The sequence below is a fragment of the Catellatospora sp. IY07-71 genome, assembly GCF_018326265.1.
Classification (GTDB): Bacteria; Actinomycetota; Actinomycetes; order Mycobacteriales; family Micromonosporaceae; genus Catellatospora.
This window is the reverse complement of the sequence record NZ_AP023360.1, coordinates 3,135,967-3,161,806: the sequence shown is the minus strand read 5'-3', so window position 1 is coordinate 3,161,806 and position 25,840 is coordinate 3,135,967. Positions and strand designations below refer to the sequence as shown.

Sequence of the window (25,840 nt, the reverse complement as noted above, 5' to 3'; positions counted from 1 at the left end):
TCAGGGGTGCCCGCTCATCGTCCCCGGCCCTCGCGCCACAGCGCATGCTGCTTGGCGATCACCGCCGCGATGTGTCCACCGGCGCAGACCAGCGACAGCCCGAGCAAGAAGATGCTGACGACCGTCCACGGAGCCGCCTGCGCGCCCACCGCGATGAGGAGCCCCAGGACACCCGACACGAGGGCCCACGCCAGGAACTCGCGCGAGTCCGCAGGGTGGTGCGGCGCTGATGCCGCCGACGGTGAGGGCTCGGCGGGTTCGGCGGGCGGCGGCGTCATGATGTCTCCTCCTTGGCTCGAACCATCATCGCGAAACAGGGCAAGGTCCGCCGCCCCACGCAGACGGAACCGGGGGCCGTCGCTGCCGACGGCCCCCGTTGACCTGCGCGAGCGGATGTCCGCTACGACGCGTACGTCTCGAACTCGGCGACCTTCGGGGCACCGGACGAGCTGTTGATCCGGAAAGTGATCTTGCTGAGCGAGGTGGCGGTGAAGGTGATGGTGCCCGCCCCGCTGCCCGACGCCAGCACGGCGCCGGTGTTGTAGTTGATCAGCTGCCACGAGCCGATGCTGCCCGAGGTGCCGGAGGGCTCCCGGATGACGGCCCGGCCCACGGTGACGTTCGAGCCCCACTTGACCGAGATGTCACCGGTCGCGCCGGTCGGCGACCAGTAGGTGCTCAGGCTGCCGTCGCGGACGTTGCCGTAGCTGGTGCCGTCGGCCTTGCTGGAGCCGTCCGCGCCCGCGCCGGAGGCGAGGCTGAGGTTGGTCCCGCTCGGCGGGTTCGGCGACGCCGTCGGCGAGGTGCTGGGCGAGCGGGTCGGGCTGACCGACGGCGACGGGCCCGCGGTCCGGGTGGGGCTGGCCGACGGGCCGGCGGTCGGCGAGACCGGGGTGCAGCTGCCGTTGGACACCTGCAGGCCCTTGTTGGCGCCGGCGGTCGCGGCGACCACGGACGGCACGCAGCTGGCCGCGTCGAGGCTGTAGGAGTAGGGAATGCTGACGGTGGTGTTCGACGGCATGCTCGGCCCGGCCGGGTTGGTGTCCGAGCTGGGGGACGACCAGGTCACGTTGTCGAGGATGTTGCCGCTGGCCTGCCAGTAGCCGGCCGCGTCGGTGTAGAACGTGCCGAGCACGTCCTTGGAGTTCTTGAAGTAGTTGTTCTCCACCTTGGCGCGCGCCCCGGCCCGGGAGTTGATGCCGGACTCGTTGAGGCTGACGTAGTGGTTGTTGTAGATGTGCGCGATGCCGCCGCGCAGCAGGGGCGTACGCGAGTCGATGTTCGTGTACAGGTTGTGGTGGAACGTGATGTACCCGCTGCCGGTGTCGGTCTCGCTGGAGCCGATGAGGCCGCCGCGGCCGGAGTTGCGCAGGATGCTGTAGGACAGCGTCACGTACTCCACGTCGTTCTTCATGTCGAACAGGCCGTCGTAGCCCTCGGACTCGCCGCCCGACGCCTCCAGGGTGACGTGGTCGACCCAGACCCGGCGGACGGTGCTCTCCATGCCGATGGCGTCGCCGCCGTTGGAGGTGGGTGAGCCGGACTTCTTGACGTTCCGGATGGTCACGTTCTGGATGATGATGTTGCTGGAGTCCCGGATGTGGATGCCCAGCTGGTCGAAGATCGCGCCGCTGCCGACGCCGATGATCGTGACGTTGCTGATCTCCTTGAGCTCGATCACGCCGTCAGCGGTGTTGCAGCTGCTGCCGGACACCTTGGCGGTGTTGCCGTGGTTGATCGTGCCCGAGACCTGGATGATGATCGGGGTGCTGCTGCTGGCCCGGTTGCACAGGGCGGCGTGGATCGCGGTGCCGGTGGACGCCTGCACGGTCTGGCCGCCGGCGCCGCCGGTGGTCCCGCCGTTCTGGGTGGCGTAGCCGGTCACGCCGCCGACGGCGGCCGCCGCCTGGGGGACCTGGAGGGTCAGGCCGATCGCGGCGGCGGTGGCCGCGGTGGCCCCCGCCGCCAGCAGCCGTACTACGACTGAGCGCTTCATCTGTCTCACCTTCGTCTTCGAAATCGGGCGTCGCCGCTGCCTCCGGGCCGAGCAGGCGGTCCTCGCGGCCGCCGCCCTCGCCGGGCAGGTCGTTCGTCGACCCGGATGCGGGTGGTCATGTCGAAGTGGTCGGCGGTCTGCCGCGGCCCGGATGCTCGGGCCCGCCGGCGCCTGCACCTGCGCCGAACCGGGGGAACCGTGGGTCTTCCCTAGTGAGCCGGAGGTGTCCGATCGGGCAACGGTGGGCGGCCGATGCCCGCACACCCCGGTCACGCCCGGCAGGTCGCCCGCCCCGCCGGTGTTTCGGGAAAGCGCATTCCCGTTAACACGGTGCGCCGCGGGCGGTTCGAAGTCAATGGATCACCGTTTGCAGGATTGTTGCAGCACCAGAGGTCATCGGACGGTCACCGCACGGCGACGGAGGTCCGCGAGAGACGGAACGCTGATCGATCCGGCGGACATCCCGCGGACCGTCGCCCATGGACGAACATGAGACGGTGACGCATCCACTCGACGACCCGGTGCGGTCGGCGCTGTCCGGGCCGCACGCCCACCTGGCCCAGCGGCGCGGGCGCATCCTGCGCTACCCGCCGGACATGCTGCGGTTCATCGCGATCCCGGATCCGCCCGGCCCGGCGGACTGGGCCGACGTCGCCGCACTGACCGCCGGGGACGCGGGGCCGGGGGCGGGGGTCGTGGTGGCGCCACCCGAGGGCTGGGCGCTCACCAACATCGGCCTGGGGCTGCAGCTCGTCGACAGCGGCGAGATGGCGGTATGCCCCGACGCCGAGGCGGTGCGGCTCGGCCCCGCCGACCTGCCGGAGATCACGGCGTTCGTCGCCCGCCATCGCCACGGCCGCCGCTTCCTGCCGCGCACCCTGGAGCTGGGTGTGTACCTGGGCATCCGGCGCGGGGGCGCGCTGGTGGCGATGGCCGGCGAGCGGCTGCGCCCAGTGGGCTGGAGCGAGCTGAGCGCCGTGTGCACCGACCCGGCCCACCGGCGGCAGGGTCTGGCGCTGCGGCTGACCCGGGCGGTGATCGCGGCGGTACGCGAGCGCGGCGACACGGCCTTCCTCCACGTGCACGACGACAACGTCGCGGCGATCGCGCTCTACGCGCGGCTCGGTTTCCGGCTGCGGCGCGAGATCTCCATGGCGACGGTCCACGTCCCGGCGCAGCGGGGTCCGGCCAGGCCCGGCTGAGGCGCGACCGGCAGGTTCGTGGCGATTGGCGAATCGCCGGACAGGGTGCGATCAGGACGTTACCTTTTGAGCAGAATGTCCACTTCGTGGTTGCTGAACCCTGTGAGGCGCACCATGGCTCTGTCCAGGCTTCGTCCTGCCCTGCTCGCCTGTGTCCTGCTGACCGGCGGATGCACCGTGGCGGCCTTCGACTCCGACTCCCGGGCCACGTCCCGGACCGTCCTGCCCGCCGACGTGACCACCGTCGCGGCCGGCGCCACCGGCGCCGAACTCGCCCTGCAGGCCAGCCGTGCGCTGTTCAGCCATGCTCCGGCCGTGGTCCTGGTGGGAGACCAGGATCAGGCGAGCATGGCGAACGCGGGCGCGGCCGCGGTCGAGCTGGGGGTGCCCGTCCTGCTCACCACGGCCGAGGACGCCACGGCGGCCGCGCTGCGCGAGGAACTCGCCCGGCTGGCGCCGGAGACGCTGATCCCGGTCGGCGACGCCGCGGCCGGCTGGGCGAAGGAGCATCCCGTCGAGGGGGCCGAGGTGCAGGCGTACCAGGCGGGCAAGCTGCCCCGGCTCGGCGCCGCGGCGCCGCTGGACAAGCTGCTCGTGCTGGCCCTCGACCGGCCGGAGGCCGCGGCGGCCACCGCCACCGCGAAGGCGAGCCGCGCCCAGGTCCTCGTGATCAAGGATCCCGACCCGCGGGCCGACGATGAGGTGATCAAGACGATCGCGGCCCGGCAGAGCACGCACGTGCTGGGCCTGGGCAGCGCGTTCGGCCCCGCCGACCGGCTGCGCAACCGGATCGACACCGCCGCGACCGGCATCCTGCTGCCCGGCGGCCGCCAGGTGGTGTTCCCGAACCGGCGCATGATCGCCCTGTACGGGCACCCGGGCGACGCCGGTCTCGGCTCGCTCGGCGAGCAGCCGGTCGACAAGGCGGTGACCCGCGCCCGCAAGGTCGCCGCGCAGTACAGCGCCCTGGTCAAGGAGCCGGTGGTGCCCGCGTTCGAGATCATCACGACGGTGGCGTCGAGCGACCCCGGGCCGGACGGCGACTACTCCAACGAGTCGACGGTGGAGCACCTGCGGCCGTGGGTGGACGCGGCGGGCCGGGCCGGCATCTACGTCCTGCTCGACCTGCAGCCCGGCCGGACCGACTTCCTCACCCAGGCCAAGCGGTACGCCGAGCTGCTCAAGCAGCCGCACGTGGGGCTCGCACTCGACCCGGAGTGGCGGCTGGCGCCGCACCAGATCCACATGGTGCAGATCGGCTCGGTCAGCGGCAACGAGATCAACAAGACGGCCGCCTGGCTGGCCGAGCTGACCCGCGCCAACCGGCTGCCGCAGAAGATCCTGATGCTGCACCAGTTCCGCACCGACATGATCACCGGGCGGTCGGCCATCGACACCAGCGCCGACGAGCTGAGCGTGGTGATCCACGCGGACGGTTTCGGCTCGGCCGGCGAGAAGATGGCGACCTGGGACAACGTGCGCGCAGGTGCGCCGGCCCAGGTCTGGTGGGGCTGGAAGAACTTCTACGACGAGGACAAGCCGACGTTCTCCCCGAAGCAGACCTTCGCGGTCGAGCCGTCGCCGGTGTTCGTCTCGTACCAGTAACCGCTCTCCGAACGCCTCTCGCAGGGCGGCTCCCCGGCCGGGGAGCCGCCCTCTTCATCGCCTTCGGCACAAGGCAGGTGATTTCGCCGACCCGACGGCAACACCCCCGGCCATAGCATCGCCTCGAATCATCCACATTGGTGAATGAGAGGTGGATCCATGCGAAAGGTCCTCAGCGCGCTGGCGGCCGCCACGCTGCTGTCCGGCGTGGCCGTGGCGGTGAACGCCGGACCGGCCGCCGCCGCGGCGCCACGGCCGGTCATCTTCCTCCACGGCGCCGCCGGCTCCGCGGCGCAGTTCGAGACGCAGGCCAAACGCTTCGCGAGCAACGGCTATCCCGTCGGCTTCGTGGACGCGATCGACTACGACTACAGCTTCACCGCCGAGAGCAGCGCCCAGGTGCTCAACCGGCTGGAGCAGCGCATCGACCAGCTGCGCCAGCAGACCGGGGCGGCGCAGGTCGACCTGGTGGCCCACTCGCTGGGCACCTTCCTCAGCCACAGCTTCCTGGACACGCGCTCGCGGGCGGCGAAGGTGGCGCACTACGTGAACCTCGACGGGGCCACCGCGTTCAGCCGTCCGGGCGGCGTGCCCACGCTCGCGATCTGGGGTGAGGGCTCGACGCTGCGGCGCATCTGGGGCGCCACGAACGTGTACCAGAGCGACCAGTCCCACACGCAGACCGTCACCTCGACGCAGAGCTTCACACAGATGTTCCGCTTCTTCACCGGGGCGAGCCCGGCCACGACCGCTGTCACGGCCGAGACGGGGCCGGTGACGCTGTCGGGCAAGGCGGTGCTGTTCCCCTCGAATGCCGCCGCGACCGGGGTGCGGGTCGACGTGTACGAGGTCAGCGCCACCACCGGCCGCCGCCTGACCGCCACTCCCCTGGCGCAGTTCACCATCGGCGCGGACGCCGCGTTCGGTCCGTTCACCGCCGACCCGGCCGCCCGCTACGAGTTCGCCGTCAACCATGCGGGCGGGCAGGTGCAGCACCAGTACCTGCCGCCGTTCCGGCGCACCGACCGGCTGATCCGGCTGCTGACCAACCGGCCTGGCGAGGGCATCAGCGCCCGGGTGCCGGTCGGTCCCGGACACAGCGCGCTGACCGTCACCCGCTACAAGGAGTGGTGGGGTGACCAGGGCACGGGCAGCGACGCGCTGGCCGTGAACGGCACGAACATCCTCAACGGCGTCACCGCGCCGCGCAGCAAGCGTGTGATCGGCATGTTCGCCCACGACCAGCACCTGGACCGGCGCACCGACCTGACGACGGCGCTGCCCGACTTCGACGAGACGTTCATCTCGGCCGCCGACGTGTACGTCCCGGCCAGCGCCGACGCGAGCGGCAGCATCACCGTGACCGTCCAGTCCCGCGCCGGGGGCGGCACGTTCCAGTACGTGGTGCCGAACTGGCCCTCGGCCACCGATCGCATCGCGCTCACCGCACCCGACCTCTGACCGGCGAGTCCGGCGGTTGCCGCACCGGCGTCGGTGCGGCGGCCGCCGTGGTGCGGTCAGCTGCCGACCACACCGGGGGTACGCAGGCGGGCCAGCGCGGCGCCGAGACCCGCGCCGCTGACCGCCCCGATCACCCAGAAGACGACCATGGCGAGGAGGAATTCCGGCCGCAGCACGTCGTTGACGGCGTCCTGCCAGGTCGGTGGCACCGCGTCGCCGGTGCTCAGGTAACCGGCCCGCCGGTGGAACCAGACCACGGACTCGGGGATGCTGACGGCGAGCACCGCCGGCATGGCCGCGAGCCCGGCCAGGGCACCGGTGCGCAGCGCCACGCCGAAGGACCGGTGCCGCCAGGCCGTGGCGATGGTGACCACGAACAGCAGGGTGGTCGGCACACCGATCCAGTAGCTCAGGATGCCGCCGCGGTTATACGCCAGTGACCAGCGGGACGCGGCGAACATGCTCGCGGCCGCGACGACGGCCACGCCGAGGGCGGGCACCCAGGCACCCCGCGCCCGCCCGGTCCGCAGCGCCGTCCACACGCCACCGAGGGCGAATCTGCGGCGCTCGGCAGGCGGCTCGATCGCGGCGAGTTCGGCGCGCAGTGCCGCACCCCAAGCCGCCCGGCTCTCGGGCAGATCAGTGGTGGCCAGGTCGAGCAGCACCTGCCAGAGGTCGCGGGTGGCGGGCCGGTCGCCGGTGGGCACCCTGCGGGCGCCGTAGGCCGCGCCGAGCACCGGCCAGGGCAGTGACCAGATCAGCGAGGCGAGGAACACCTGGAACGGGATGAGCAGGTCGCCTTCCGCGAGGTTGGCCACGGTAGGGAAGCTCGCCGGGTCGGCGCGGTACACCGCGTACAGCGGCAGGTGCGCGGCCGTGGCGCCGATGGCGACGGCGGCGAGAGCGAGCAGCCCGGCGACGGTCCCGGCGCCGAAGCCGCGAGCGCGCGCCACGGTGGCCCCGGCCAGCGCGGCGAGTGCGCCGCAGGCGAGCGAGGCCAGCAGCCCGAGCACCACGGCGAGCAGTGCCACGTCGGTGCCCCAGCCCGGTCCGCTCGCGACCGAGGCGAGATAGGCCTGTTCCAGCGCGGCGGTGAGGACCGCGGCCGCGACGGTGACCGTGGCCAGCGCTCGCCAGACGGGACACCGGGTGCCGGCGCGCAGTGCGGCCACGGTGCGGGGGCCGAGACCGCCGAAGCCGCCGTCGCGTACGGCACCGCGCAGCCGCACGGCGAGCAGGATGACCGCGAGCAGCGGCGCCGGGATGAACACCACCAGGAAGAGCAGGAATTCGAGCATCGGGAGCCTCCGAACGGCAGGGGTGGGGCGGGCGGTCGAAGGTCAGGCCGTGCGCGGCGCGAGCCGGGCGGTGCCTGGGGTGGCGCTGTCGGCGGCCTGGGCCGAGGCGGCGAGGGAGCGGGCGAGCTCGGCGCCCGCGGTGCTGAGCCGGTAGAGGTGGCGGGGCGGGCGGCCGCGCGGCGGATCGGTCTCCCAGGAGGTGTCCACGTGCCCGCGTTCGGCGAGGCGGATGAGGATCGGGTAGACGGTGCCCGCTTTCAGGCCGAGGGCACGGCACAGGTCGTAGCCGTGGCTCCAGCCGTCGCCCGCTGCGGCGAGGGCGGCGAGCACGGCCGCGGTCTGCGGTGAGGGCTGTCGTACGCGTACCATGCAACTAATATCTACCTAGATAGAGTTATCGCGCAAGGCCCTCCGCGGCGGATGGCACACGCAGGTCAGCGGCGCGGCGCCATCGGGGCGAGGCCCAGTTCGGACAGTGCGGCGGCGGCGCGTCCGGCGTGCTCGCCGCCCGCGAGCACCAGGGTCCGCGCCCACTGGTAGCGGCAGCCCGCCGCCTCGAACGCGGCCGCCGCGGCGAGCAGCCCCCCGGCGTCCCCGTCCAGCAGCGCCTGGGCCCGCTCGACGATGGCGCCCGCGACCGGGTTCCCGTCGACGGCCTTGCGCGCCGCGGCCAGCCGCGCGGCGGCGTCCGGACGCCCGGCGAGCACGGCGGCCTCGGCCCGCAGCGCGGCGTACCAGTGCAGCCAGATCCAGCAGACCCACTTCCACACGTCTGCGGGCTCGGGCGCCATCCGCTCCAGCGCCTGCTCCGGCCGTCCCTCGTGGAGCGACCAGATCGCGTCGTACACCGCGCCGTAGCCGTAGACGTGCTCCGGCGGCGCACCGAGCTGCCCCATGATCTCGTCCCACTCGCGGCGGGCGGCGTCGTCGCCACGCAGCGAGTGGACCATCGAGATCGCGGCCACCGCCGGGCCGAGCACGGACCGGGCGGGGCGGCCGTTGCGCTCCCACGCCTCCAGGAAGCGGTCGGCCAGGGCGAGCGTCTCGCCGACGTCGCCCGCCATCGCGTCGGTGACCAGCAGCCAGCTGGTTGCCCGGTGCCCGACCTCGGCCAGCAGCGGGTGGTCGGCCAGCTGCCGCCCCCAGCGGCGGGCGGCGGCCAGGTCGCCCGCACCGAGGGCGGCCTCGGTGGCGTTGCCGAGCGCGTCGAGCAGCTCGTGGGTGACCTCCGGGGTCACCGGCTGGGACGCGAGCAGCTCGATGCGCCGCCGGGCGGTGGCCGCCGCCCCGAACGTGTCGCCGGACCAGCTGCGCGAGCCGGTGAGCGCGTCGAGCGCGGCCGACTCGGCCAGCGGGTCGCCGGTGCGCCGGGCCAGCTCCACGGCCCGCTCGGCGCGCTCGACCGTCTCCGCGACGGTGTTTACGGCCGGGCCCTGCGCGGCCCCGTACGCGTCGGCGAGCACCCCGGCCTCGGCCAGCGCGACCGCCGCCAGGGCCGCCGGGTCGTCCCCGGACAGCTCCCCCGCCCGGGTGATCAGCCCGAGCACCTCGTCGCGGGGCGGCAGCGTCTCGAACTTGCTCCAGAACCGGTAGCTGTTGTTACCGGCCGTGGCCAGGTCGGCGGCGGCACGGGCGGGCTGCCCGACGGCCAGCGCGACCTCGGCGGCGGCGCGGTGCAGCCGGTACATGTCGTCGCCGCGCATCCGGCAGCCCGCCACGGCGGCGGCGCGGCGCAGCAGCTCGGCGGCGGCGGCCGGGTCGTCGGCGAACGCGGCCGCCTGCTCGAAGCGCAGCTGCGACTCCCCGACGTAGGTGCGGGTGAACGTCAGCTCGGCCATGCGCCGCGCGAGGTCGTACACGTTCGCGCGCTGCTCGGGCCGCTCCACCGCCCAGGCCAGGGCGGCCCGGAAGTCGTCGGCGGCCTGGTCGAACCGGACCCGCCAGTCCTCGCGGACCACGGCCAGCTCCGCGGCGGCGTCCTGGCACCAGCGCAGGTGCCGGGCGCGGGCGGCGTCCAGCTCACCGGTGTCGGCCAGGCGCTGCGTGCCGTACTGCCGGACCGTCTCCAACGCCCGGTAGCGGGTGCCGCCCGCGGCCGGGGTGACCGTGAGCAGGCTCTGCTCGGCCAGCCGGGCCAGCCCGTCGGCCGCGTCGGCGAAGTCGGTGCCGGCCGTCTGCGCCGCCGCGCCGACGGTGAACGGGGCCACGAACACCGACACCCGCGCCAGCAGCGCCCGGTCGGCGGGGTCCAGCAGCGAGTAGCTCCAGTCCAGCGCGGCGCGTACGGACCGGTGCCGCTCGTCGGCCCGCGAGCCCCCGGCCAGCATGCGCAGCGGGTCGGCCAGCGCCGCGGTCAGCCCGTCCAGCCCGAGCGTGGGCAGCCGGGCGGCGGCCAGCTCGATGGCCAGGGCCATGCCGTCCAGCCGGGCGCACACCTGCGCGATGCGCTCGTGCTGCGCGGGATCCGGTGACAGGCCCACGGCCCCGGCCCGGTCCAGGAACAGCGCGACCGCGTCCGAATCGCCGTCCTCGGCCAGCGACAGCGGCGGCACCGGATACACCCGCTCGAACGGCACCATGAGCCGGGCGCGGCTGGTGGCCAGCACCGTCACCCGGGGCGCGCCGGCCAGCAGCCGCTCCAGGAACGGGGCCACCCCGTCGCGCACCTGCTCGCAGTTGTCGAGGATGAGCAGCGCGTGCCGGTCGGCCAGGGTGGCCACGACGGACTCGTCCATGGCCCGGCCGGGCTGCTCGCCGAGGCCCAGCGCCGACGCGACCGCACCGGCGACCACGCACGCGCCCGGGTCGGTGACCGACACCAGGTCCACGAACCAGACCCCGTCGGGATACTCCCCCGCGACCTGCGCGGCCACGGTGAGCGCGAGCCGGGTCTTGCCGACACCGCCCGGCCCGAGCGCGGTCACCTGCCGCTGGTTCTTGAGCAGGTCGGCAAGCTCGGCGCGCTCCTGCGCACGGCCCACGAACGAGGTCAGCGGGGTGGGCAGGACCGGCGCGGGCTGCGCGCGGCCGGGACCGGCCAGCTCGGCGGCGCGCTGGGCCAGGGCCCGCCGGTCGGCCACCTCCAGCTTGCGCAGCAGCGATGAGACGTGGCTCTCCACGGTGCGTACGGAGATGAACAGCCGGGCGCCGATCTCGGCGTTGCTGAGGTGCTCGCCGAGCAGCGTCAGCACTTCGGCTTCACGGGCTGAGATGTCCACCGTCACCGTCACACGATCCATTCTCGCGTACCCGCTCCGTGCGCCGGTCCGTGGCCGGTTCCGTGGTCGGCACGGATGTGGCGGCACCCCCTCCGGCGAAATGCTGTGACCAGTTCAGAAAGCCCACGAGCAAGGAGTGAACGATGAACGGCTCTTCCCCCACCCAGGGCGCCCGGACCGTGCTGCACCCGGTGTCGGACCTCGCCGCGGCCAAGGCCGTGTACGCCGCGCTGCTCGGCGTCGCGCCGCAGACCGACGGCACCTTCTACGTCGGGTTCGACGTCGCCGGTCAGCACATCGGGCTGGTGCCCGGCGGCGGCCCGCAGGGCATGACCTCGCCGGTGACCTACTGGCACGTGCCGGACCTCGCGGTGAAGCTCGCCGAGGTCACCGCCGCGGGCGCCACCGTCCGGGAGGCCGCCCACGACGTCGGCGGCGGCCGCCTGGTGGCCACCGTCACCGACCCCGACGGCAACGTGCTCGGCCTGCTCCAGGACAACTGAAACCCCTTCCGGACAAGGAGAACCGCCATGAGCGAGTCCCCGGTGCGCGCCACCGCCTCCGCCGAGGAGGCGGCGGCGCCCCGGGCCCGCCGCGCGAGCGAGGCCCGAAGCCATCTGCGCACGTACGCCCCGGTGCTGCGCCAGCCGCAGCTGCGCCGGATCCTGCCCGGCGTCGCGGCCTCGTCGCTCGGCGACGGCATGAGCATGGTCGCGGTGGCCTGGCTGGCCGTGCAGCTCGTGCCCGGACCGCAGGCCGCCGTGTGGACCGGACTGGCCGTGGCCGCGTACGCCCTGCCCGCGACCCTCGGCGCGGCCCTGTTCAGCCGGTTCGTGCGGCGGTTCAGCGGCGCCCGGCTGGTCACCCTCGACGCCACCCTGCGCGCCCTCGCCCTGGGCACGATCGCGGTGCTCGCCGTAACCGGCCACCTGAGCGCCCTGGGATACGTGCTGCTGCTGGCCGGATCGTCGCTGCTGCACGCCTGGGGCAGCGCGGGCACCTACACGCTGGTCGCCGAACTGCTCCCCGAGGAGGAGCAGCTCGCCGGCAACGCGCTGATCTCGACGTTGCAGCAGGCCGCGGTGCTGGTCGGCCCGACGCTGGCCGGAGTCGTGGCCGCGTTCGCCGGGCCCGGCTGGGTGATCGGCATCGACGCGGCGAGCTTCGCGATCCTCGCGATCAGCGCCGCGACCGTCACCGGCCGCCGGTTGACCGCCCCGGCCGCCCCGGCGGAGCCTGAGCGGCAGGCGGCCGCAGGGTGGCGCGTCATCCGGCGGCAGCCCCGGCTGCTCGGCCTGCTCGCCGTCACCTGCGTCTTCTTCTTCCTGTACGGGCCGGTCGAGGTGGCCCTGCCCATCTAGGTCGCGCACGACCTGCACGGCGCACCCACCCTGCTCGGCGCGTACTGGACCGCGTTCGGCGTCGGCTCGGTCGTCGGCGGGCTCGGTGCGGGGCTGCTGCGTCACCTGCGCCTGTCCACGGTGGTCGTCGTGATCATCGCCGGGTGGGGCGCGGCGCTGCTGCCGCTCGCGCTGACCCGCACCGCGTGGGCCGGGCTGCTCGGCCTGGCCGTGGGCGGCCTGATCTACGGCCCGTTCACCGCGATCTGCACCGCGCTGTTCCAGCGCACCAGCCCGCCGCACCTGCTCAGCCAGGTGCTGGCCACGCGTACCGCGCTCACCCTCCCGGCGACCGCGCTCGGCGTGCTGGCCGGCAGTCCCGCGGTGTCCGCGCTCGGCGCCCAGCCCACGCTGCTGCTCTCAGCCGTGCTCACCATCGCCCTCGGCACCGCCGTGGCCGCCGCCCGCCTGCTCGCCGCCCTCCGCCCCGCACTCGCCCACCCCACGTCCTGAGCGGAAGGAAGGGCACCTTCTTAACGCCTTGCGTAGAGGAAGGTGCCCTTCTTAACCACCGCGGTCCGCAGGGTGCGCGGCTTGATCACTGGTTCGTGTCAAGAACTGCGGTGTGGCACAAGGTTTCGACACGAACTCGCGATCATGCCTACTCGGAGCCGCGAACAGCACGGTCCGATGCGGCCTGTCCAGCAGCGTTGCGCACACACTATGAGTTTCGGTTGCGATAGTGTGTGGCACACACTATCGTGTGATGCATGTCCGGCGATGAACTGCTCAGCAATCACCTGCAGGAACTGCGGCGCGGCACCGTCGTGCTCGCCTGCCTGCTGATCCTCCGCCAGCCCAACTACGGCTACGCGCTGCTCGAAGACCTCGACCGCAACGGCTTCGCGGTGGACGCCAACACGCTCTACCCCCTGCTCCGCCGGCTGGAGAAGCAGGGCCTGCTCGTCAGCGACTGGAACACCGACGAGGCCCGGCCGCGCAAGTTCTACCGCACCAGCCCCGAGGGAGACGCCATGGCCGACGCCCTCACCCGTGACTGGGACTCCCTCGACCACGCCTTCCGCGCCCTGAAAGGACAGCCATCATGACCGCCACCCTCACCGACCGGTACGTCACCGCGACCGTCACCCGGCTGCCCGAGGCCCGCCGCGCCGACATCGAGCGCGAGCTGCGCGCCTCGATCGCCGACGCGGTCGACGGGCGGGTCGACGCGGGCGAGGACGCCACCACCGCGGAGTACGCGGTGCTGCGCGACCTCGGCGACCCGGCCCGGCTCGCGGCCGGCTACGCCGACTCGCCCCAGCACCTCATCGGCCCGGCATACTTCCTGGACTACACGCGGCTACTCAAGACGCTCGCCGCGATCGTGCTGCCCGCCGTGGCCGGCGCGGTCGCGCTGGCGCAGGTGCTCGGCGGCGCGAAGGTCGGCACGATCATCGGTACGAGCATCAGCTCCGTCATCACCACGGCCATGCACCTGTTCTTCTGGGTCACCATCGGCTTCGTGGCGATCGAGCGGGGCGGCGTGCGCAACCCGCTGACCGGCCAGGACTGGACACCGGACGCGCTGCCGGACAGCACCGTGCCCAGCCGACGGGCGCGCTTCGGGGAGCTGATCGCGACCACGGCCCTGTCGGTGGTGTTCGTCGTGGCGCTGCTCATCTCGCCGTACGCCAGCCCGGTGCGCGACGCGGCCGGGGACCCGGTCGGGCCGCTGGACCCTTGGCTGTGGGACACCGGCGCGATCTACGCCTTCGCCGCGCTCGTCCTCGTCGGACTGGTCACCCGCTACCTGCGTTTCTACCTGGGCTGGCAGCTCTCCCGGGCGCTGGCGATCCTGCTGGTGGACCTGGCCGGGGCGGCCGCGCTGATCGCGGTCGGCGCGACGTCCCACCTGGTCAACCCGGCGTTCGCCGACGCCGTGGGCTGGGATCCGATCGCGGTGAAGTGGGCGAGCAGCGGCGCCATGATCGCCGGTGTGGTCGTCGTGATCACCTCGCTGGTGGAGGCCTACACCGACTACCGCCGCCGGGGCGTCACCGCCGCCTGAGCCGTGACAAGGCTCCCGTCACACTGCCCGAGCGGCGTGACGGGAGCTTCGGCGTCCGCCGTCGGCTCGAAGTCGCCGTCCAGGTCGGCCTCGGTGGCCGGGCGCAGGCTCCGGGCGGCCTGGCGCAGCAGCTCGTGCGGCACGCCGGGCGTCCCGTGCACCTCGACGTATCGCTGTCCGATCCGCACCTGGTAGCCGTGCATGATCTCGTTGTGCCGGTAGACGAGGCCGCCGGGCTCCTTCGCGCACCCGCCCTGGTACAGGTTGGAGTCGATCGCGGTGGGCTGCCCGCACAGCTGCTCGTTCGGGAAGACCTGCCGATACGCGACGACCGAGATGAACTTCGGCGCCGGGATCGCGGCCGGATCCACCGGCTGGAACTCGCCCCCGCCGACGCCACCGCCGTAGTCCCGGTCGGTGGGCCGGTAGCCCGGGATGGCGACGGCGTACGCGCTGTCCCGGTAGACGCCCTCGGCCAGCAGCCGGGAGTCGAGCTCCCCCGGCGACACCTGGCGCAGCAGGACCCCCGGTTTCGGGGAAACTGCACGCGGCTCATCGCCCAGGCGTGCAGTTTCCCCGAAACCGCAGCCCCACGGGCACGGACCTGCCGCGCCCGGCTAGCCGGCCGGGACGATGATCGGCGTACCGGCCACCGGGTCGGTGAGGACCACGCACTCCAGGCCGAACACCTTCGCGATCAGCTCGGCGGTGATGACCTCCGCCGGGCTGCCCTCGGCGACGATCGCCCCGCCCGCCATCGCGATGATGTGGTCGCAGTAGCGGCTGGCCAGGTTGATGTCGTGCAGCACCGCCACGATCGTCTTGCCGGACTCCCCGTTCAGCTTGCGCAGCAGGCGCAGCAGCTCGACCTGGTGGTTGATGTCCAGGAACGTGGTCGGCTCGTCGAGCAGCAGCAGGTCCGTGTCCTGGGCGAGCGCCATCGCGACCCATACCCGCTGGCGCTGCCCGCCGGACAGCTGCCGCAGCGGCCGGTCGACCAGGTCGGCGGTGTCGGTCGCGTCCAGGGCGCGGGCGACGGCGTCGTGGTCGCGGTCGGTCCAGGTGCGGAACCAGCCCTGGTGCGGGTAGCGGCCGCGGGAGACCAGGTCGGCGACGGTGATCCCGTCGGGGGCGACCGGCGCCTGCGGCAGCAGCCCGAGCACCTTGGCGACCTCCAGGGTGCTCAGCTCGGCCATCGCCTTGCCGTCGAGCACGACGGTGCCCGCGCGCGGCCGCAGCAGCCGGGCCAGGCCGCGCAGCAGCGTGGACTTGCCGCAGGCGTTGGCGCCGACGATCGCGGTCACCTTGCCGTCGAGCACGGTGACGTCGAGGTCGCGCACGATCGGCTGGGCGTCGTAGCCGAGGGTGAGCCCTTCGGCGCGCAGTCGGGTCATCCGCCCGCTCCTTGTCGGTTCGTCGTGGCCAGCAGCCACAGCAGGTACGGTGCGCCGACCGCGCCGGTGACCACACCGGTCGGCAGCGGCGTCGGCAGCAGGTGTACGGCGATCAGGTCGGCGCTGAGCAGCAGTGCCGCCCCGACGAGCGCCGCCGCGGCGATGCCGCCGGTGGCGGGGCCGAGCAGCCGGTTGGCGATCGGCCCGGCGACCAGCGCGACGAACACGATCGGCCCGGCCACCGCGACCGCCAGCGCGACCAGCAGCACGGCGGTGCCGAGCAGGACCGCGCGGGTCAGCTCGACGCGCGCGCCGAGGGCGCGGGCCGAGTCGTCGCCCAGCTCCAGCACCCGCAGCCGCCGTGACAGCAGCACCGCCAGCGGCAGCAGCACCACGAGCGCGGCGGAGAGCAGCTTCAGCTCGGCGTCGCTGGCCTGGCCGACCGAGCCGGTCAGCCAGTGCATCGCCTGCCGGGCCTCGAACAGCTCGGCCCTGGTCAGCATGTAGCCGGTGATGCCCTCGAAGAACACGGCGACGCCGATGCCGATGAGGATGAACCGGTAGCCGCTGACCCCGTCCCGCCAGGCGAGGGCGTACATGAGCAGCGCCGCGACGACCGCGCCGCCCAGCGCCAGCAGGCACACGGCCAGCCCGCCGACCTGGAACAGCACGATGCCGGTGACCGCGGCGAGGCTCGCCCCGGCGGTGATGCCGACGAAGTCGGGCGAGGCGAGCGGGTTGCGCAGCAGCTGCTGGAACACGGTGCCGGAGGAGCCGAGCGCCAGGCCGACGGTCAACGCCGACAGCGCGGTGGGCAGCCGCAGGCCGCGCACCACGAAGTCGACGCTGGGGTTGTCGGCCAGGTGCAGCACGGAGGTGACGACCTCCTGCGCGGTGAGCCGGAAGCTGCCGACCATCATGGTGAGCACGAACAGGCCGATCACGGCAACGGTGAGCCCGGTGGTGGCGGTCAGCGCGCGCACCGCCCGGCGGCGGCGCGTGGCGCGCAGCGCCCTGGCGGTGGCACCGGCCGCGCGGACCTGCGGGGTCTTGGTGCCGGGGGTGATCATCGCGGTCATCTCAGGCCTCCGACAACCTGCCGTAGCGGACGATGCCGACGAACACGGGCGCGCCGAGCACGCCGAGCACGACGCCGACCTGCAGCTCGCCGGGAGCGGCCACGACCCGGCCGACGACGTCCGCGAGCAGCAGGATGATCGGGGACAGCAGCATCGCGTACGGCAGGATCCAGCGGTAGTCCGGCCCGCAGATGAACCGGGCCAGGTGCGGGACGATGAGCCCGACGAACACGATCGGCCCGCACGCGGCCGTGGCCGCCCCGGCGAGCACCGCGACCAGCGCGAACGCCGCGGCGCGGGTCAGGCCGACGCGCTGGCCGAGGCCGCGGGCCACGTCCTCGCCGAGGGCCAGCCCGTTCAGCGCCCGCCCGCAGGCCAGCGAGGCGATCAGCCCGGCGATCAGGAACGGCGCTACCCCGGTGAGGATCGGGGCGTACCGTCCGGCCAGCGAGCCGACCTGCCAGAAGCGCAGCTCGTTGAGGGCGTCCACGTTGGTCATCACGATGCCGGTGGTCAGCGAGCCCATGCCCGCCGTCACGGCAGCGCCCGCCAGGGCGAGCTTGACCGGCGTGGCGCCCTCCCGCCCGAGCGACGCGATGGCGTACACCAGCAGCGTGGCGAGGATGGCCCCGGCGAAGGCGAACCAGATGTAGACGCTCACGCCGCGTACGCCGAGCACGGTGATGGCCAGCACCACGCACGCCGCCGCGCCGGAGTTGACGCCCATGATGCCGGTGTCGGCGAGCGGGTTGCGGGTGACGCCCTGCAGGATCGCGCCGGCCACGCCGAGCGCCGCGCCGACCAGGATGCCGAGCAGGGTGCGCGGCACGCGCAGTTCGAGGGTGACGGTGTCCTCGATCGCGGAGCCGCCGCCGAGACCGGCCAGGGCGCGCAGCACCTCGGGCAGGCCGATGTCACGGGAGCCGAGGGTGACGCTCAGGAACGCGACCAGGGCCAGGATGACGCAGAGCACGGCGAGCCCCGGCCCGAGGGCCAGTGCTCGCCGTGCCCGTACTGTTGCGCTTTTCATGCGGAGGTTCAGGAGCCGATGTTCTCGTCGGCGGCCTTGATCGCCGTGGTCAGCTTCTCCAGCTCGGTGGCGAAGTGGCCGTAGGTGTGCAGCCAGTACGCCGGCCAGGACACGACCGCGTTCGCTTTGGCGGCCTTGATGGCGAACCAGGTCGGCTGCTTCTTGCCCCACTCGGCGTTGGCGGTCTCGGTGTACGAGCGGCCGTCCCACAGGATCAGGTCGGGCTGGTACTTGTCGGCGTTCTCCCAGCTCAGGTTCTCCCAGTACGGGAAGCCGGGGTCGGGCTTGTCGGGGTTGACGACCTTCAGGCCCCACTTCTGGAAGTCCAGCAGCTCCGGCGCGTACTCCGGGTTGGCGACGTAGACCTTGTCGTCGGACGGGGACATGGCCAGCACGGTCAGGTTCGGCTTGGCCGCGGTGGCCTCCTTGAACTTGGCCAGCGCGTCCTCGAAGCGCTTCTTCGACGCGGCGATCTCGGGGGCGTCCACCTTGGCGCCGAGGCTCTTGGCCAGGTTCTCGTAGCCCTCGGCCAGGTCCAGGATCGACTTGCCCTGCGAGACGCCGACGATCGGAGCGAGCTCCTTGAGCTTCTTGCTCTTCTCGTCGACGCCCTCCTCCAGGCCGCTGTGCGCCTTCTCGGCCGGCCACCAGTCGGCGACGATCAGGTCGGGGCGCAGCGAGGCGGCCTTCTCGACGTCGATCTTGCCCCACTCCTCGCCGAGGATCTCGATCCCGGCCAGGTCCAGGCCCTTGAGGTTGGGGTCGGTCTTGACCGACTCGTCGGCGTAGACGCCGACCGGCTTGATGCCGAACGACATCAGCGCGGCGGCCTCACCGGCGTGCGCGATGATCCGGGTCGGGGTCTTGTCGGCCTTGACGACCTCGCCGTTGCCGTTGGTGAACTGCCACGGCCCGGCCGACGTGGGGGCCGCGTCGCCGGGGGTGTCGGTCGAACCGCAGGCGGCGAGCGTAAGGCTCAGAGCCGCCACGGCCAGTATCGGACGCCAGGTGCGCATAGGGGTTCCGTTCTCACTAAGGAAGGGCAACCTAAAGTTAGGTAAGGCTAACCACCCCTGCTGGAGTCGGGAACCCTTCAAGTGGCCTGGGTCACATTCCAGATTGGTAAAGAGCCACCCAAAGGCCACCGAGCAGCGCACGAGAGTGAGCAGCTACCCGAGGTCGCGTCGCACTCCCCGAAGTGCCGATGAGATGTCCGCAGGGCGGCGCAGCATCACACGCCGGGAGAAGATCCGCCGCTGCCGAGTCGCACGTGGTAATCGATCCACTGGCGCAGACGCTGTCGGTGACCATCGGACACGTCGACCGTCTCAACCCGTTCGGCCAGAACCGCGGCGTCGATCAGTCCGTGCTCCAACAACGCCGCAGCGAAAACGTGGTCCTTCTCCCGGCCCGCGACCAGTTTCGACACCACGCAGTCGTGTGGATCGAGCAAGTGACCGCGCCCCGGTGCCGTGCCCGGTGTATCGACCACCACGAGACGCTCTCGCCAGCCGGCGGGCAGCACCGCCGTGGAAACGCTCACGCCTTGGGCGTAGTAGCCGAAGGTGTCGTGAAAGGCCGACAACTCGCCGATCGCACCGTCCACGCGATCTGCCTTGAGGTCACCGGGGTCGTCGAAGAAAGCGACGTCCACCTCGATCGACGCCGTAGCGGCTGCGGGCAGCCTGTCCTCAGGTATCGCGCCGAGAACCGACTGAGCCGATAACCAGCACATCGGTTTCCTGTGCGATCTGCGACGCTGCCCGCAGCACGTGCTCCAACTGCTCGCGCCTCACGCCGTCCGCTCCCGTCGCCAATGCTCGGCGAACGCGGTCAGCACGGCCTGCCGCATGCTTTCGGGCAGCACGCCCGCAAAGGGCGAGTTCTGTCGCAGTTCGGCGGCGTCGCGGCTCCGCGACGTCAAGACATCGAGCACGGCCTCGACTCCGGCTTCGAGAACCTGCCGCCATCGATCGAGCCACATCGCAGCCATGCCGTCCGGATGTACCGACTGCAGCCGCCGCAGGTTCTTGGCAGCCCGGTCCAGCACCGCGTCGGGGTCAGCGACGAGGCGGCCGGCTACAGCGCGGTGCAGCCACAGCGACTTCAGCTGATCGCGCGTCAACTCTGGGCGCAGCATCGCGAGCACGTCCGCCCGCGCGAGCCGGCGGTGCGTACCCACCCGCACGAAGGGAAGGACTCCGCGTTCACACAGGTCGACGACATGCTGGCGGGACGACCGCAGCAGGGCCGCCGCCTCTGTGGTCGTCAGCAGGTCATCACGACTGTGCTCCATACGTCCACCATGCCGCAATAAACACCAAAAACGCAACAACCCCTGGAGATCGGATCGAGGCTGCACGACCCCCGGCCCTACGCAGCCTGGACGTACACCCAGGCGTGGTCGCCGGAGGCGAGTTGGACCAGCACGCGGCGGTAGTCGTCGACCTCGTACAGGTCGGCGGCGGCGAGTTCCTCGTCGCTCACCTCGAACACCGTGCCGGGCACCTGATCGGCGAGGTCTCCGGACGGCGTCACGATCGGGTGATGGTCCTGGCCGCTCACCGCGAGCACGTCGGGGTCGGTGATCTTCACCAGCTCGACCCGGTAGCCGGGCAGCGCGTCCTCGCGGCCGGCGAGCAGGCGGCCGAAGTTGGCCTGCTGCACGGCGGGGTCACGCAGCGTTCCGTAGGAGAAGAGCAGAGGCATACCCCGATCATGCCGCGCGTCGCGACGGCATCGCGGACGTCGGTGCGCCCCGTCCCGCCCGATAGGACCGGGCACGGCCGCTCACCGCCCGGGTTTCGGCTGGTACGCCGCCCGGCTGGCCTCGATGTGCGGGACGTGCTCGATGGCCCAGCCCGCCAGCGCCAGCGCGGGCGGGATGAGGCTCTTGCCGACGGGCGTCAGCTCGTACTCGACCCGGGGCGGGACCTCCGCGTACACGGTCCGGGCGACCAGGCCGTCGCGCTCCAGGTTGCGCAGGGTCAGGGTCAGCATGCGCTGCGAGATGCCGGGGATCTGCCGGTGCAGGTCGGTGAAGCGCAGCGTGCCCCGGTCCAGGGTCGCCACGATCAGCAGCGTCCACTTGTTGCAGATCTGGTCCAGGATCGCGCGAAGCGTCGCCCCGCCGTCGCCCCTGATCAGGCACGTGTGCTCGTAGTCCGACATGACAGCCCCTTGTGCCTGACGCACACTCGTGTGCCTTTTGTAAGCCTCCTCGCGACCACGCATCATGAGGCGACTTACGAACGGTAACCAACCTGGTCACCGGCGTACACCTCTCGTCGAAGGGCGTTCCCGTGGAACTCGCCTACTGGATCGTGGCCGGGCTGCTCGCGGTCTTCTACCTCTACGCCGGCGGCAAGAAGGCCGCCCAGAGCCAGGAGCGGCTCCAGCCGATGATGGGCTGGGTCGACACCATCCCCATGCCGCTGGTCAGGGCCATCGGGGCGCTGGAGATCCTGGGCGCGCTCGGCCTGATCCTGCCGCCGCTGATGGGGATCGCGACCTGGCTCGCCGTCGCGGCGGCGATCGGCCTCGTCCTGATCCAGGTCGGCGGCATCGTCGTGCACGTGTCCCGCGGCGAAGCGCGCCTGATCGGCCTCAACGTCGCCCTCCTGCTGACGGCCGCCACATCCGCCTGGCTCGCCACGACCTGGCTCTGACCTGACCACGAAGGAAGGGCACCTTCTTATCGTTTTCCGTAGAAGAAGGTGCCCTTCCTAACCCCGAGTCGCAGGTGGGAGCGCGGTTACGCCGTCGCGCGGGCGGTCGTGCCGGCCGCGGCCTGCTCGCGGAGGACGGGGCGGCGGCGGGTGGGCATGCCCACGGTCGGGTTGGCCACGCCCCAGGCGGCGCCCTTGCAGACCAGCTCCTTGTACGTCGCGGCGAGCCGCCCGGTCAGCGCCGACGGCTTGGCCTGGTCGTCGGCGGTGACGAACTGGATCAGGCCCTCCGCGCGGCCCAGCGAGATGCACTGGTTGAAGTAGCGGATCGGGATGTTCGGCAGCCTGCCGCCGGTGAGGCGGGCCGCGATCGCGTCGGCGGCCTGCCAGGCCATCGGCACGCCCGAGGCGCACGACATGCGCAGCGGCTTGTCATTGGGGCCCATGGCCAGGGCGGCGTCGCCGACCGCGTACACGTCGGGGTGCGACACCGAGCGCATCGTCCCGTCGACCAGGATCTGACCGGTGCCGGTGACCCGCAGGCTGGTCGCCGCGGCGATCGGGTGCACCGCGAAGCCGGCCGTCCACACGGTGACCTCGGCCGGGACGGTCCTGCCGTCGGCGGTGGCCACGTGGTCGGCCGCGACGGCGGTGACGGCGGCGTGCTCGTACACCGTGATGCCGAGCCCGCCGAAGACCTTGCGCAGGTGCGCGCGGCCCTTGGGGGACAGCCAGTCGCCGAGCCCGCCGCCGGCGGCCAGCGCGACGTCGAGGTCCGGGCGGGCCTCGGCGATCTCGGTCGCGGCCTCGACACCGGTGAGCCCGCCGCCGACGACGGTCACCGTCTGCCCGGCGCCGAGGCCGGCCAGGCGCTCGCGCAGCCGCAGCGCGCCGGGGCGGCTGGCCACCTCGTGGGCGTGCTCGGCGGTGCCGGGCACGGCCTGGGCGTTCCAGCCGCTGCCGAGGGCGTAGACGAGCGTGTCGTAGGCGAGCTGCTCGGTGCCGTTCGCGTCGGCGACGGTCACGGTCTTGCGGTCGGCGTCGACGGCGGTGACCTTCGCGAGGCGCAGCGCTACGCCGGTGCCCGCGAACATCTTCGCCAGCGGCCGGGGCTTGAGGTGCTGCCCGGCGGCGAGCTGGTGCAGGCGTACGCGCTCGATGAAGTCGGGCTCGGCGTTGACGAGGGTGATGGCGACGTCGTCACGGCGCAGCCGCCGGGCGAGGCGGCCGGCTGCGGAGGCGCCGGTGTATCCGGCGCCGAGGACGATGATGCGGTGGCGCATGTCCTTGCTCCTGTCGTTCGCGGTGGTGCCCCTTGAACCGGGCAGCCCGCAGTTTCCTGACAGGTGTGCGGTGTGAACCAGGTCACCAGACGCGGAACAGGGGTTCCCCGTGCTCGGCGGCGGCCCACTGCGCGGTCGCGCGTTCGAGCTTGTCGGGGTTGACCTGGTTGCGCACGGCCGCGATGCCGTCCGGCGTGACCTCCAGGCACATGACGCCGACGACCCGGCCGTCGAGCACGGCCAGGACGGCGGGCTCGCCGTTGGCGGTCCACACGTGGATCTCGGGCGAGCCCCCGAGCACGGCGCGCTTGGACTCGGCCGGCTTGAACAGGCCCCACAGGAACTTCGCCACCGCGACCGCGCCCTCGAACGGCTTCGTGCGGGCCGGGACCTTGCCGCCGCCGTCGCCGACGGACACCACGTCGGCGGTGAGCATGCGTACCAGCGAGTCCAGCTGTCCGCTCGCGGCCGCGGCGAGGAACTCCTCGACGACCCGCCGGGCGGCCGCCTGGTCGATCTCGACGCGGGTCCGGCCGTCGGCGACGTGCCTGCGGGCGCGGTGGAAGGTCTGCTGGCTGGCCGCCTCGGAGATGTCGAGGATCTCGGCGATGTCGCGGTGCGGGTAGTCGAACGCCTCGCGCAGCACGTACACGGCGCGCTCGCTCGGGGACAGCCGCTCCATCAGGGTGAGGACGGCGTACGAGACGGATTCGCGCTGCTCGGCGGTGTCGGCCGGGCCGAGCATCGGGTCGCCGCCGAGCAGCGGCTCGGGCAGCCACTCGCCGACGTAGCTCTCGCGGCGGGCGCGGGCGGAGGTGAGCTGGTTGAGGCACAGGTTGGTGAGGACCTTCGTCAGCCAGGCCTCGGGCACCTCGATGCGCTCGGGGTCGGCGGCCTGCCAGCGCAGGAACGTCTCCTGCACGGCGTCCTCCGCCTCGGCGGCCGAGCCGAGCAGGCGGTAGGCGATGGCCTCCAGGCGCGGCCTGGCGGCCATGAAGCGGTCGACGTCCTGCACGGTCAGCGGCACCGCCCGAGCGTAACCCGCGCCAGGCGGGCCGCCTGTGTGATGTTGCGCGGGCTCAGCCACGGCAGATGTCGCCGAGCCGCTGCAGGGCGGCGGCGAGGTGTCGGCTGTTCGGCACGCTCGGACGCCGGCGAGCAGCGGCCAGGAACGCTGTCCGAAGCCGGCCACTGCCGGGGCGATACGGGATAAACTGGTCAATTGCCGCACCCGCCACGCGGCCCGGAGACGTCCGCACGGGCATGCTCCTGCCGCACGGCTGGCCGTCGAGTCGTCCCATGAGGCCGGAGGATCCCGCAATGCGAGCGATCGCCGTCAGTGACCGCGCGTCCGGCGCCGCCGGGCTCTCCCTCACCGACCTGCCGCACCCGCACGCGGCCGAGAACGACGTCATCGTGCGGGTCCACGCCGCCGGGTTCACGCCGGGCGAGCTGGACTGGCCGGGCACCTGGACCGACCGCGCAGGCCGGGACCGCACGCCGAGCGTGCCCGGTCACGAGGTGGCCGGGGTCGTCGCCGAGCTGGGGTACGGCACCTCCTACCTCACCGTGGGCCAGCGGGTGTGCGGCCTGACCGACTGGACCCGGAACGGGACGCTGGCCGAGTACGTCGCGGTGGAGGCACGCAACCTGGCTCCCCTGCCCGCCGACGTCGACTACGTCGCGGCCGCCGCGCTGCCGATCGCCGGGCTGACCGCCTGGCAGGGCCTGTTCGACCACGCGCGGCTGGCCCCCGGGCAGACCGTTCTCGTACACGGCGCGGCGGGCGGCGTCGGCTCCGTCGCGGTGCAGCTGGCGCGGGAGGCGGGCGCGCGGGTGATCGGCACCGGGCGGGCGGCCGACCGGGACCGGGCCCTCGGCTTCGGCGCGGACACCTACCTGGACCTGCAGAGCGACCGCCTGGAGGACGCCGGCCAGGTGGACGTGGTGTTCGACGTGATCGGGGGCGAGATCCTCGACCGCTCGGCGGCGCTGGTCCGGGCCGGTGGCACCCTGGTCACCATCGCCGGGCCGCCGAAGGTGCGGCCCGAGCACGGCCGCGCCGTCTTCTTCGTGGTCGAGCCCGACCGTGCCCGGCTCGCGGACCTCGTGCAGCGCCTGCGCGACGGGCGGCTGGAGCTGACCGTGGGCACGGTCCTGCCGCTCGAGGAAGCCCCCGCCGCGTTCGTCCCCGGCCGCCGCGCCCCCGGCAAGACGATCATCCAGGTCGCCCGGTCCTGAAGCCTGCCCCGGTCAGGCGCCGCGCTGCGGGAGGCGGTGCCCGGTGGTGGTGCGCGCCTGTGCCGCGACCTCGTCGGCGATCGTGTCCCAGAGGTGTTCCTGCAGCAGGTGTCCCATGCCCGGGTACACGACGGGCCGCGCGCCGGGGACCAGGCGGGCCAGCGCGGCGGCCGCGCCGGGACGGATGAGCGGGTCGTCCGCGCCGTTGACGACCAGCGTGGGCACGGCGATGTCCCGCATGCGGCCGGTGAGGGCGCCCGCGGCGCGCAGCGCGTACGTCTGCCGCTGCGTGGTGCCGGGGTCGCGTGGCGAGCGGGCGTGGCTGATCTCGGCGACCTCGCGGGCCCAGTCCTCATCGAACGGGTGGTGCGGCGTGGCCAGCAGCCGGGCGAGGTCGACCAGGGTCCGGATCGCGCCCTCGTCGGTGGCGGGGTGCTTGATGCGGGCGGCCCGGAGGAAGAAGCCGAAGTTGAGATGGCGCAGGGCGGCGGCGCCCCGCAACGGCCCGCCCATGGCGGCGGTCACCGAACGCACCCGGTCCGGGTGCAGCACCGCGGTCGACAGGGCGAGCGCGCTGCCCATCGAGGCCCCGAACACGTGCGCGGACTCCCAGCCGAGCGCGTCCATGACCGCGATGCCGTCGCCGACCATGTCGGCGGTGCCGTACGCGGGCCGGCGGCTCCCCCGGAACAGCACCCGGAACGGGTTCTCCCTCGCGGGCGAGGTGAAGTGAGTGGACAGTCCGGCGTCGCGGTTGTCGAACCGGGCGACGTGGAAGCCCCGGTCGGCCAGCGCCTGGCAGAATCCGTCCGGCCACCAGACCATCTGGTAGTCGAGGCCCATGATGAGCAGCAGCGGCTCGCCGCCGGCCGGACCGAAGGTCTCGTAGGCGACGGCGACGTCGCCGTGGTGGGCCGTCTGCACGTTCATGGGTGTTCCTCTTCGCGCGGCGCG

Annotated in this window: 27 protein-coding genes; 10 read left to right on the top strand and 17 right to left on the bottom strand. The window is 72.8% G+C overall.

Features of this window, described 5'->3' with window-relative positions:
* Nucleotides 1–14 precede the first annotated feature (14 nt).
* Together CS0771_RS14485 and CS0771_RS14480 are read right to left on the bottom strand one after the other, a co-directional pair.
* Complete coding sequence (locus CS0771_RS14485) at nucleotides 15–278, bottom strand: hypothetical protein (protein WP_212841448.1); 264 nt, start codon at nucleotides 276–278, stop codon at nucleotides 15–17.
* Nucleotides 279–400: 122 nt separating this feature from the next.
* Nucleotides 401–1,996 carry a polysaccharide lyase family 1 protein gene (locus CS0771_RS14480; protein ID WP_212841447.1) on the bottom strand — a complete coding sequence of 532 codons (1,596 nt, stop codon included), beginning with the start codon at nucleotides 1,994–1,996 and terminating at the stop codon, nucleotides 401–403.
* A gap of 497 nt (nucleotides 1,997–2,493) precedes the next feature.
* Here CS0771_RS14480 and CS0771_RS14475 point away from each other — a divergent pair, with 497 nt between their 5' ends.
* The 3 genes from CS0771_RS14475 (at nucleotide 2,494) to CS0771_RS14465 (ending at nucleotide 6,264) form a co-directional block, all read left to right on the top strand.
* On the top strand, nucleotides 2,494–3,198 hold the full coding sequence (locus CS0771_RS14475; RefSeq protein WP_244870789.1) for a GNAT family N-acetyltransferase: 705 nt from the start codon (nucleotides 2,494–2,496) through the stop codon (nucleotides 3,196–3,198).
* Between the two features lie 114 nt (nucleotides 3,199–3,312).
* On the top strand, nucleotides 3,313–4,803 hold the full coding sequence (locus CS0771_RS14470; protein ID WP_212841445.1) for a hypothetical protein: 1,491 nt from the start codon (nucleotides 3,313–3,315) through the stop codon (nucleotides 4,801–4,803).
* 159 nt (nucleotides 4,804–4,962) lie between these two features.
* Nucleotides 4,963–6,264: an alpha/beta fold hydrolase gene (locus CS0771_RS14465; RefSeq protein WP_212841444.1), complete on the top strand. Its 1,302-nt coding sequence runs from the start codon at nucleotides 4,963–4,965 to the stop codon at nucleotides 6,262–6,264.
* Between the two features lie 56 nt (nucleotides 6,265–6,320).
* On the opposite strand, the gene CS0771_RS14460 is transcribed toward CS0771_RS14465, so the two are convergent.
* From CS0771_RS14460 to CS0771_RS39240, 3 genes are all read right to left on the bottom strand, one after another.
* Nucleotides 6,321–7,562, bottom strand: a complete 1,242-nt coding sequence (locus tag CS0771_RS14460) for a hypothetical protein (protein ID WP_212841443.1) — start codon at nucleotides 7,560–7,562, stop codon at nucleotides 6,321–6,323.
* A gap of 42 nt (nucleotides 7,563–7,604) precedes the next feature.
* Nucleotides 7,605–7,931 carry a PadR family transcriptional regulator gene (locus CS0771_RS14455; protein ID WP_212841442.1) on the bottom strand — a complete coding sequence of 109 codons (327 nt, stop codon included), beginning with the start codon at nucleotides 7,929–7,931 and terminating at the stop codon, nucleotides 7,605–7,607.
* A 65-nt stretch (nucleotides 7,932–7,996) separates the two neighbouring features.
* Nucleotides 7,997–10,792 (bottom strand): LuxR C-terminal-related transcriptional regulator, encoded by a 2,796-nt coding sequence (locus CS0771_RS39240; protein WP_305834807.1) that lies wholly within the window; start codon nucleotides 10,790–10,792, stop codon nucleotides 7,997–7,999.
* A 131-nt stretch (nucleotides 10,793–10,923) separates the two neighbouring features.
* Between CS0771_RS39240 and CS0771_RS14445 the strand changes: the two genes are divergently transcribed.
* The 5 genes from CS0771_RS14445 to CS0771_RS14425 all read left to right on the top strand — a co-directional run bounded on the left by CS0771_RS14445 (nucleotide 10,924) and on the right by CS0771_RS14425 (nucleotide 14,191).
* Complete coding sequence (locus CS0771_RS14445; RefSeq protein ID WP_212841440.1) at nucleotides 10,924–11,283, top strand: VOC family protein; 360 nt, start codon at nucleotides 10,924–10,926, stop codon at nucleotides 11,281–11,283.
* A gap of 27 nt (nucleotides 11,284–11,310) precedes the next feature.
* Nucleotides 11,311–12,141, top strand: coding sequence for an MFS transporter (locus CS0771_RS14440; protein ID WP_212841439.1), 831 nt, complete (start codon nucleotides 11,311–11,313; stop codon nucleotides 12,139–12,141).
* Between the two features lie 129 nt (nucleotides 12,142–12,270).
* On the top strand, nucleotides 12,271–12,633 hold the full coding sequence (locus CS0771_RS14435; RefSeq protein ID WP_212841438.1) for a hypothetical protein: 363 nt from the start codon (nucleotides 12,271–12,273) through the stop codon (nucleotides 12,631–12,633).
* A gap of 257 nt (nucleotides 12,634–12,890) precedes the next feature.
* A complete protein-coding gene (locus CS0771_RS14430; protein WP_212841437.1) occupies nucleotides 12,891–13,229 on the top strand; it encodes a PadR family transcriptional regulator in 339 nt (112 codons plus the stop codon).
* Nucleotides 13,226–14,191: a permease prefix domain 1-containing protein gene (locus CS0771_RS14425; protein WP_212841436.1), complete on the top strand. Its 966-nt coding sequence runs from the start codon at nucleotides 13,226–13,228 to the stop codon at nucleotides 14,189–14,191. The genes CS0771_RS14430 and CS0771_RS14425 overlap by 4 nt, the downstream gene beginning before the upstream one ends.
* Here the strand turns inward: CS0771_RS14425 and CS0771_RS14420 are convergent.
* The 9 genes from CS0771_RS14420 to CS0771_RS14380 form a co-directional block, all read right to left on the bottom strand.
* Complete coding sequence (locus tag CS0771_RS14420; protein ID WP_212841435.1) at nucleotides 14,161–14,700, bottom strand: hypothetical protein; 540 nt, start codon at nucleotides 14,698–14,700, stop codon at nucleotides 14,161–14,163. The genes CS0771_RS14425 and CS0771_RS14420 overlap by 31 nt on opposite strands.
* A 108-nt stretch (nucleotides 14,701–14,808) precedes the next feature.
* Nucleotides 14,809–15,585 (bottom strand): ABC transporter ATP-binding protein, encoded by a 777-nt coding sequence (locus CS0771_RS14415; protein ID WP_212841434.1) that lies wholly within the window; start codon nucleotides 15,583–15,585, stop codon nucleotides 14,809–14,811.
* Complete coding sequence (locus CS0771_RS14410) at nucleotides 15,582–16,664, bottom strand: iron chelate uptake ABC transporter family permease subunit (protein ID WP_244870788.1); 1,083 nt, start codon at nucleotides 16,662–16,664, stop codon at nucleotides 15,582–15,584. The genes CS0771_RS14415 and CS0771_RS14410 overlap by 4 nt, the downstream gene beginning before the upstream one ends.
* A 1-nt stretch (nucleotide 16,665) precedes the next feature.
* Nucleotides 16,666–17,694: an iron ABC transporter permease gene (locus CS0771_RS14405; protein ID WP_212841433.1), complete on the bottom strand. Its 1,029-nt coding sequence runs from the start codon at nucleotides 17,692–17,694 to the stop codon at nucleotides 16,666–16,668.
* 8 nt (nucleotides 17,695–17,702) lie between these two features.
* The gene (locus tag CS0771_RS14400) at nucleotides 17,703–18,710 is read right to left on the bottom strand and encodes an ABC transporter substrate-binding protein (protein ID WP_212841432.1); all 1,008 of its coding nucleotides are present in this window, start codon (nucleotides 18,708–18,710) and stop codon (nucleotides 17,703–17,705) included.
* Between the two features lie 215 nt (nucleotides 18,711–18,925).
* Nucleotides 18,926–19,429, bottom strand: coding sequence for a DUF6036 family nucleotidyltransferase (locus CS0771_RS14395; RefSeq protein ID WP_244870787.1), 504 nt, complete (start codon nucleotides 19,427–19,429; stop codon nucleotides 18,926–18,928).
* A gap of 57 nt (nucleotides 19,430–19,486) precedes the next feature.
* Complete coding sequence (locus tag CS0771_RS14390) at nucleotides 19,487–19,990, bottom strand: helix-turn-helix domain-containing protein (RefSeq protein ID WP_212841431.1); 504 nt, start codon at nucleotides 19,988–19,990, stop codon at nucleotides 19,487–19,489.
* A 77-nt stretch (nucleotides 19,991–20,067) separates the two neighbouring features.
* Nucleotides 20,068–20,403 carry a gamma-glutamylcyclotransferase family protein gene (locus tag CS0771_RS14385; protein WP_212841430.1) on the bottom strand — a complete coding sequence of 112 codons (336 nt, stop codon included), beginning with the start codon at nucleotides 20,401–20,403 and terminating at the stop codon, nucleotides 20,068–20,070.
* An 81-nt stretch (nucleotides 20,404–20,484) separates the two neighbouring features.
* Nucleotides 20,485–20,865: a helix-turn-helix domain-containing protein gene (locus CS0771_RS14380; RefSeq protein ID WP_212841429.1), complete on the bottom strand. Its 381-nt coding sequence runs from the start codon at nucleotides 20,863–20,865 to the stop codon at nucleotides 20,485–20,487.
* A gap of 131 nt (nucleotides 20,866–20,996) precedes the next feature.
* On the opposite strand from CS0771_RS14380, the gene CS0771_RS14375 reads away from it, so the two are divergent.
* Nucleotides 20,997–21,362: a DoxX family protein gene (locus tag CS0771_RS14375; RefSeq protein ID WP_212841428.1), complete on the top strand. Its 366-nt coding sequence runs from the start codon at nucleotides 20,997–20,999 to the stop codon at nucleotides 21,360–21,362.
* An 86-nt stretch (nucleotides 21,363–21,448) separates the two neighbouring features.
* On the opposite strand, the gene CS0771_RS14370 is transcribed toward CS0771_RS14375, so the two are convergent.
* Nucleotides 21,449–22,645 carry an NAD(P)/FAD-dependent oxidoreductase gene (locus CS0771_RS14370; RefSeq protein ID WP_212841427.1) on the bottom strand — a complete coding sequence of 399 codons (1,197 nt, stop codon included), beginning with the start codon at nucleotides 22,643–22,645 and terminating at the stop codon, nucleotides 21,449–21,451.
* An 82-nt stretch (nucleotides 22,646–22,727) separates the two neighbouring features.
* Complete coding sequence (locus CS0771_RS14365) at nucleotides 22,728–23,672, bottom strand: RNA polymerase sigma-70 factor (protein WP_212841426.1); 945 nt, start codon at nucleotides 23,670–23,672, stop codon at nucleotides 22,728–22,730.
* Between the two features lie 293 nt (nucleotides 23,673–23,965).
* Here CS0771_RS14365 and CS0771_RS14360 point away from each other — a divergent pair, with 293 nt between their 5' ends.
* The gene (locus CS0771_RS14360; protein WP_212841425.1) at nucleotides 23,966–24,886 is read left to right on the top strand and encodes an NADP-dependent oxidoreductase; all 921 of its coding nucleotides are present in this window, start codon (nucleotides 23,966–23,968) and stop codon (nucleotides 24,884–24,886) included.
* A 12-nt stretch (nucleotides 24,887–24,898) separates the two neighbouring features.
* Here CS0771_RS14360 and CS0771_RS14355 read toward each other — a convergent pair whose 3' ends face one another.
* Nucleotides 24,899–25,816, bottom strand: a complete 918-nt coding sequence (locus CS0771_RS14355; RefSeq protein WP_212841424.1) for an alpha/beta fold hydrolase — start codon at nucleotides 25,814–25,816, stop codon at nucleotides 24,899–24,901.
* Nucleotides 25,817–25,840: the final 24 nt, after the last annotated feature.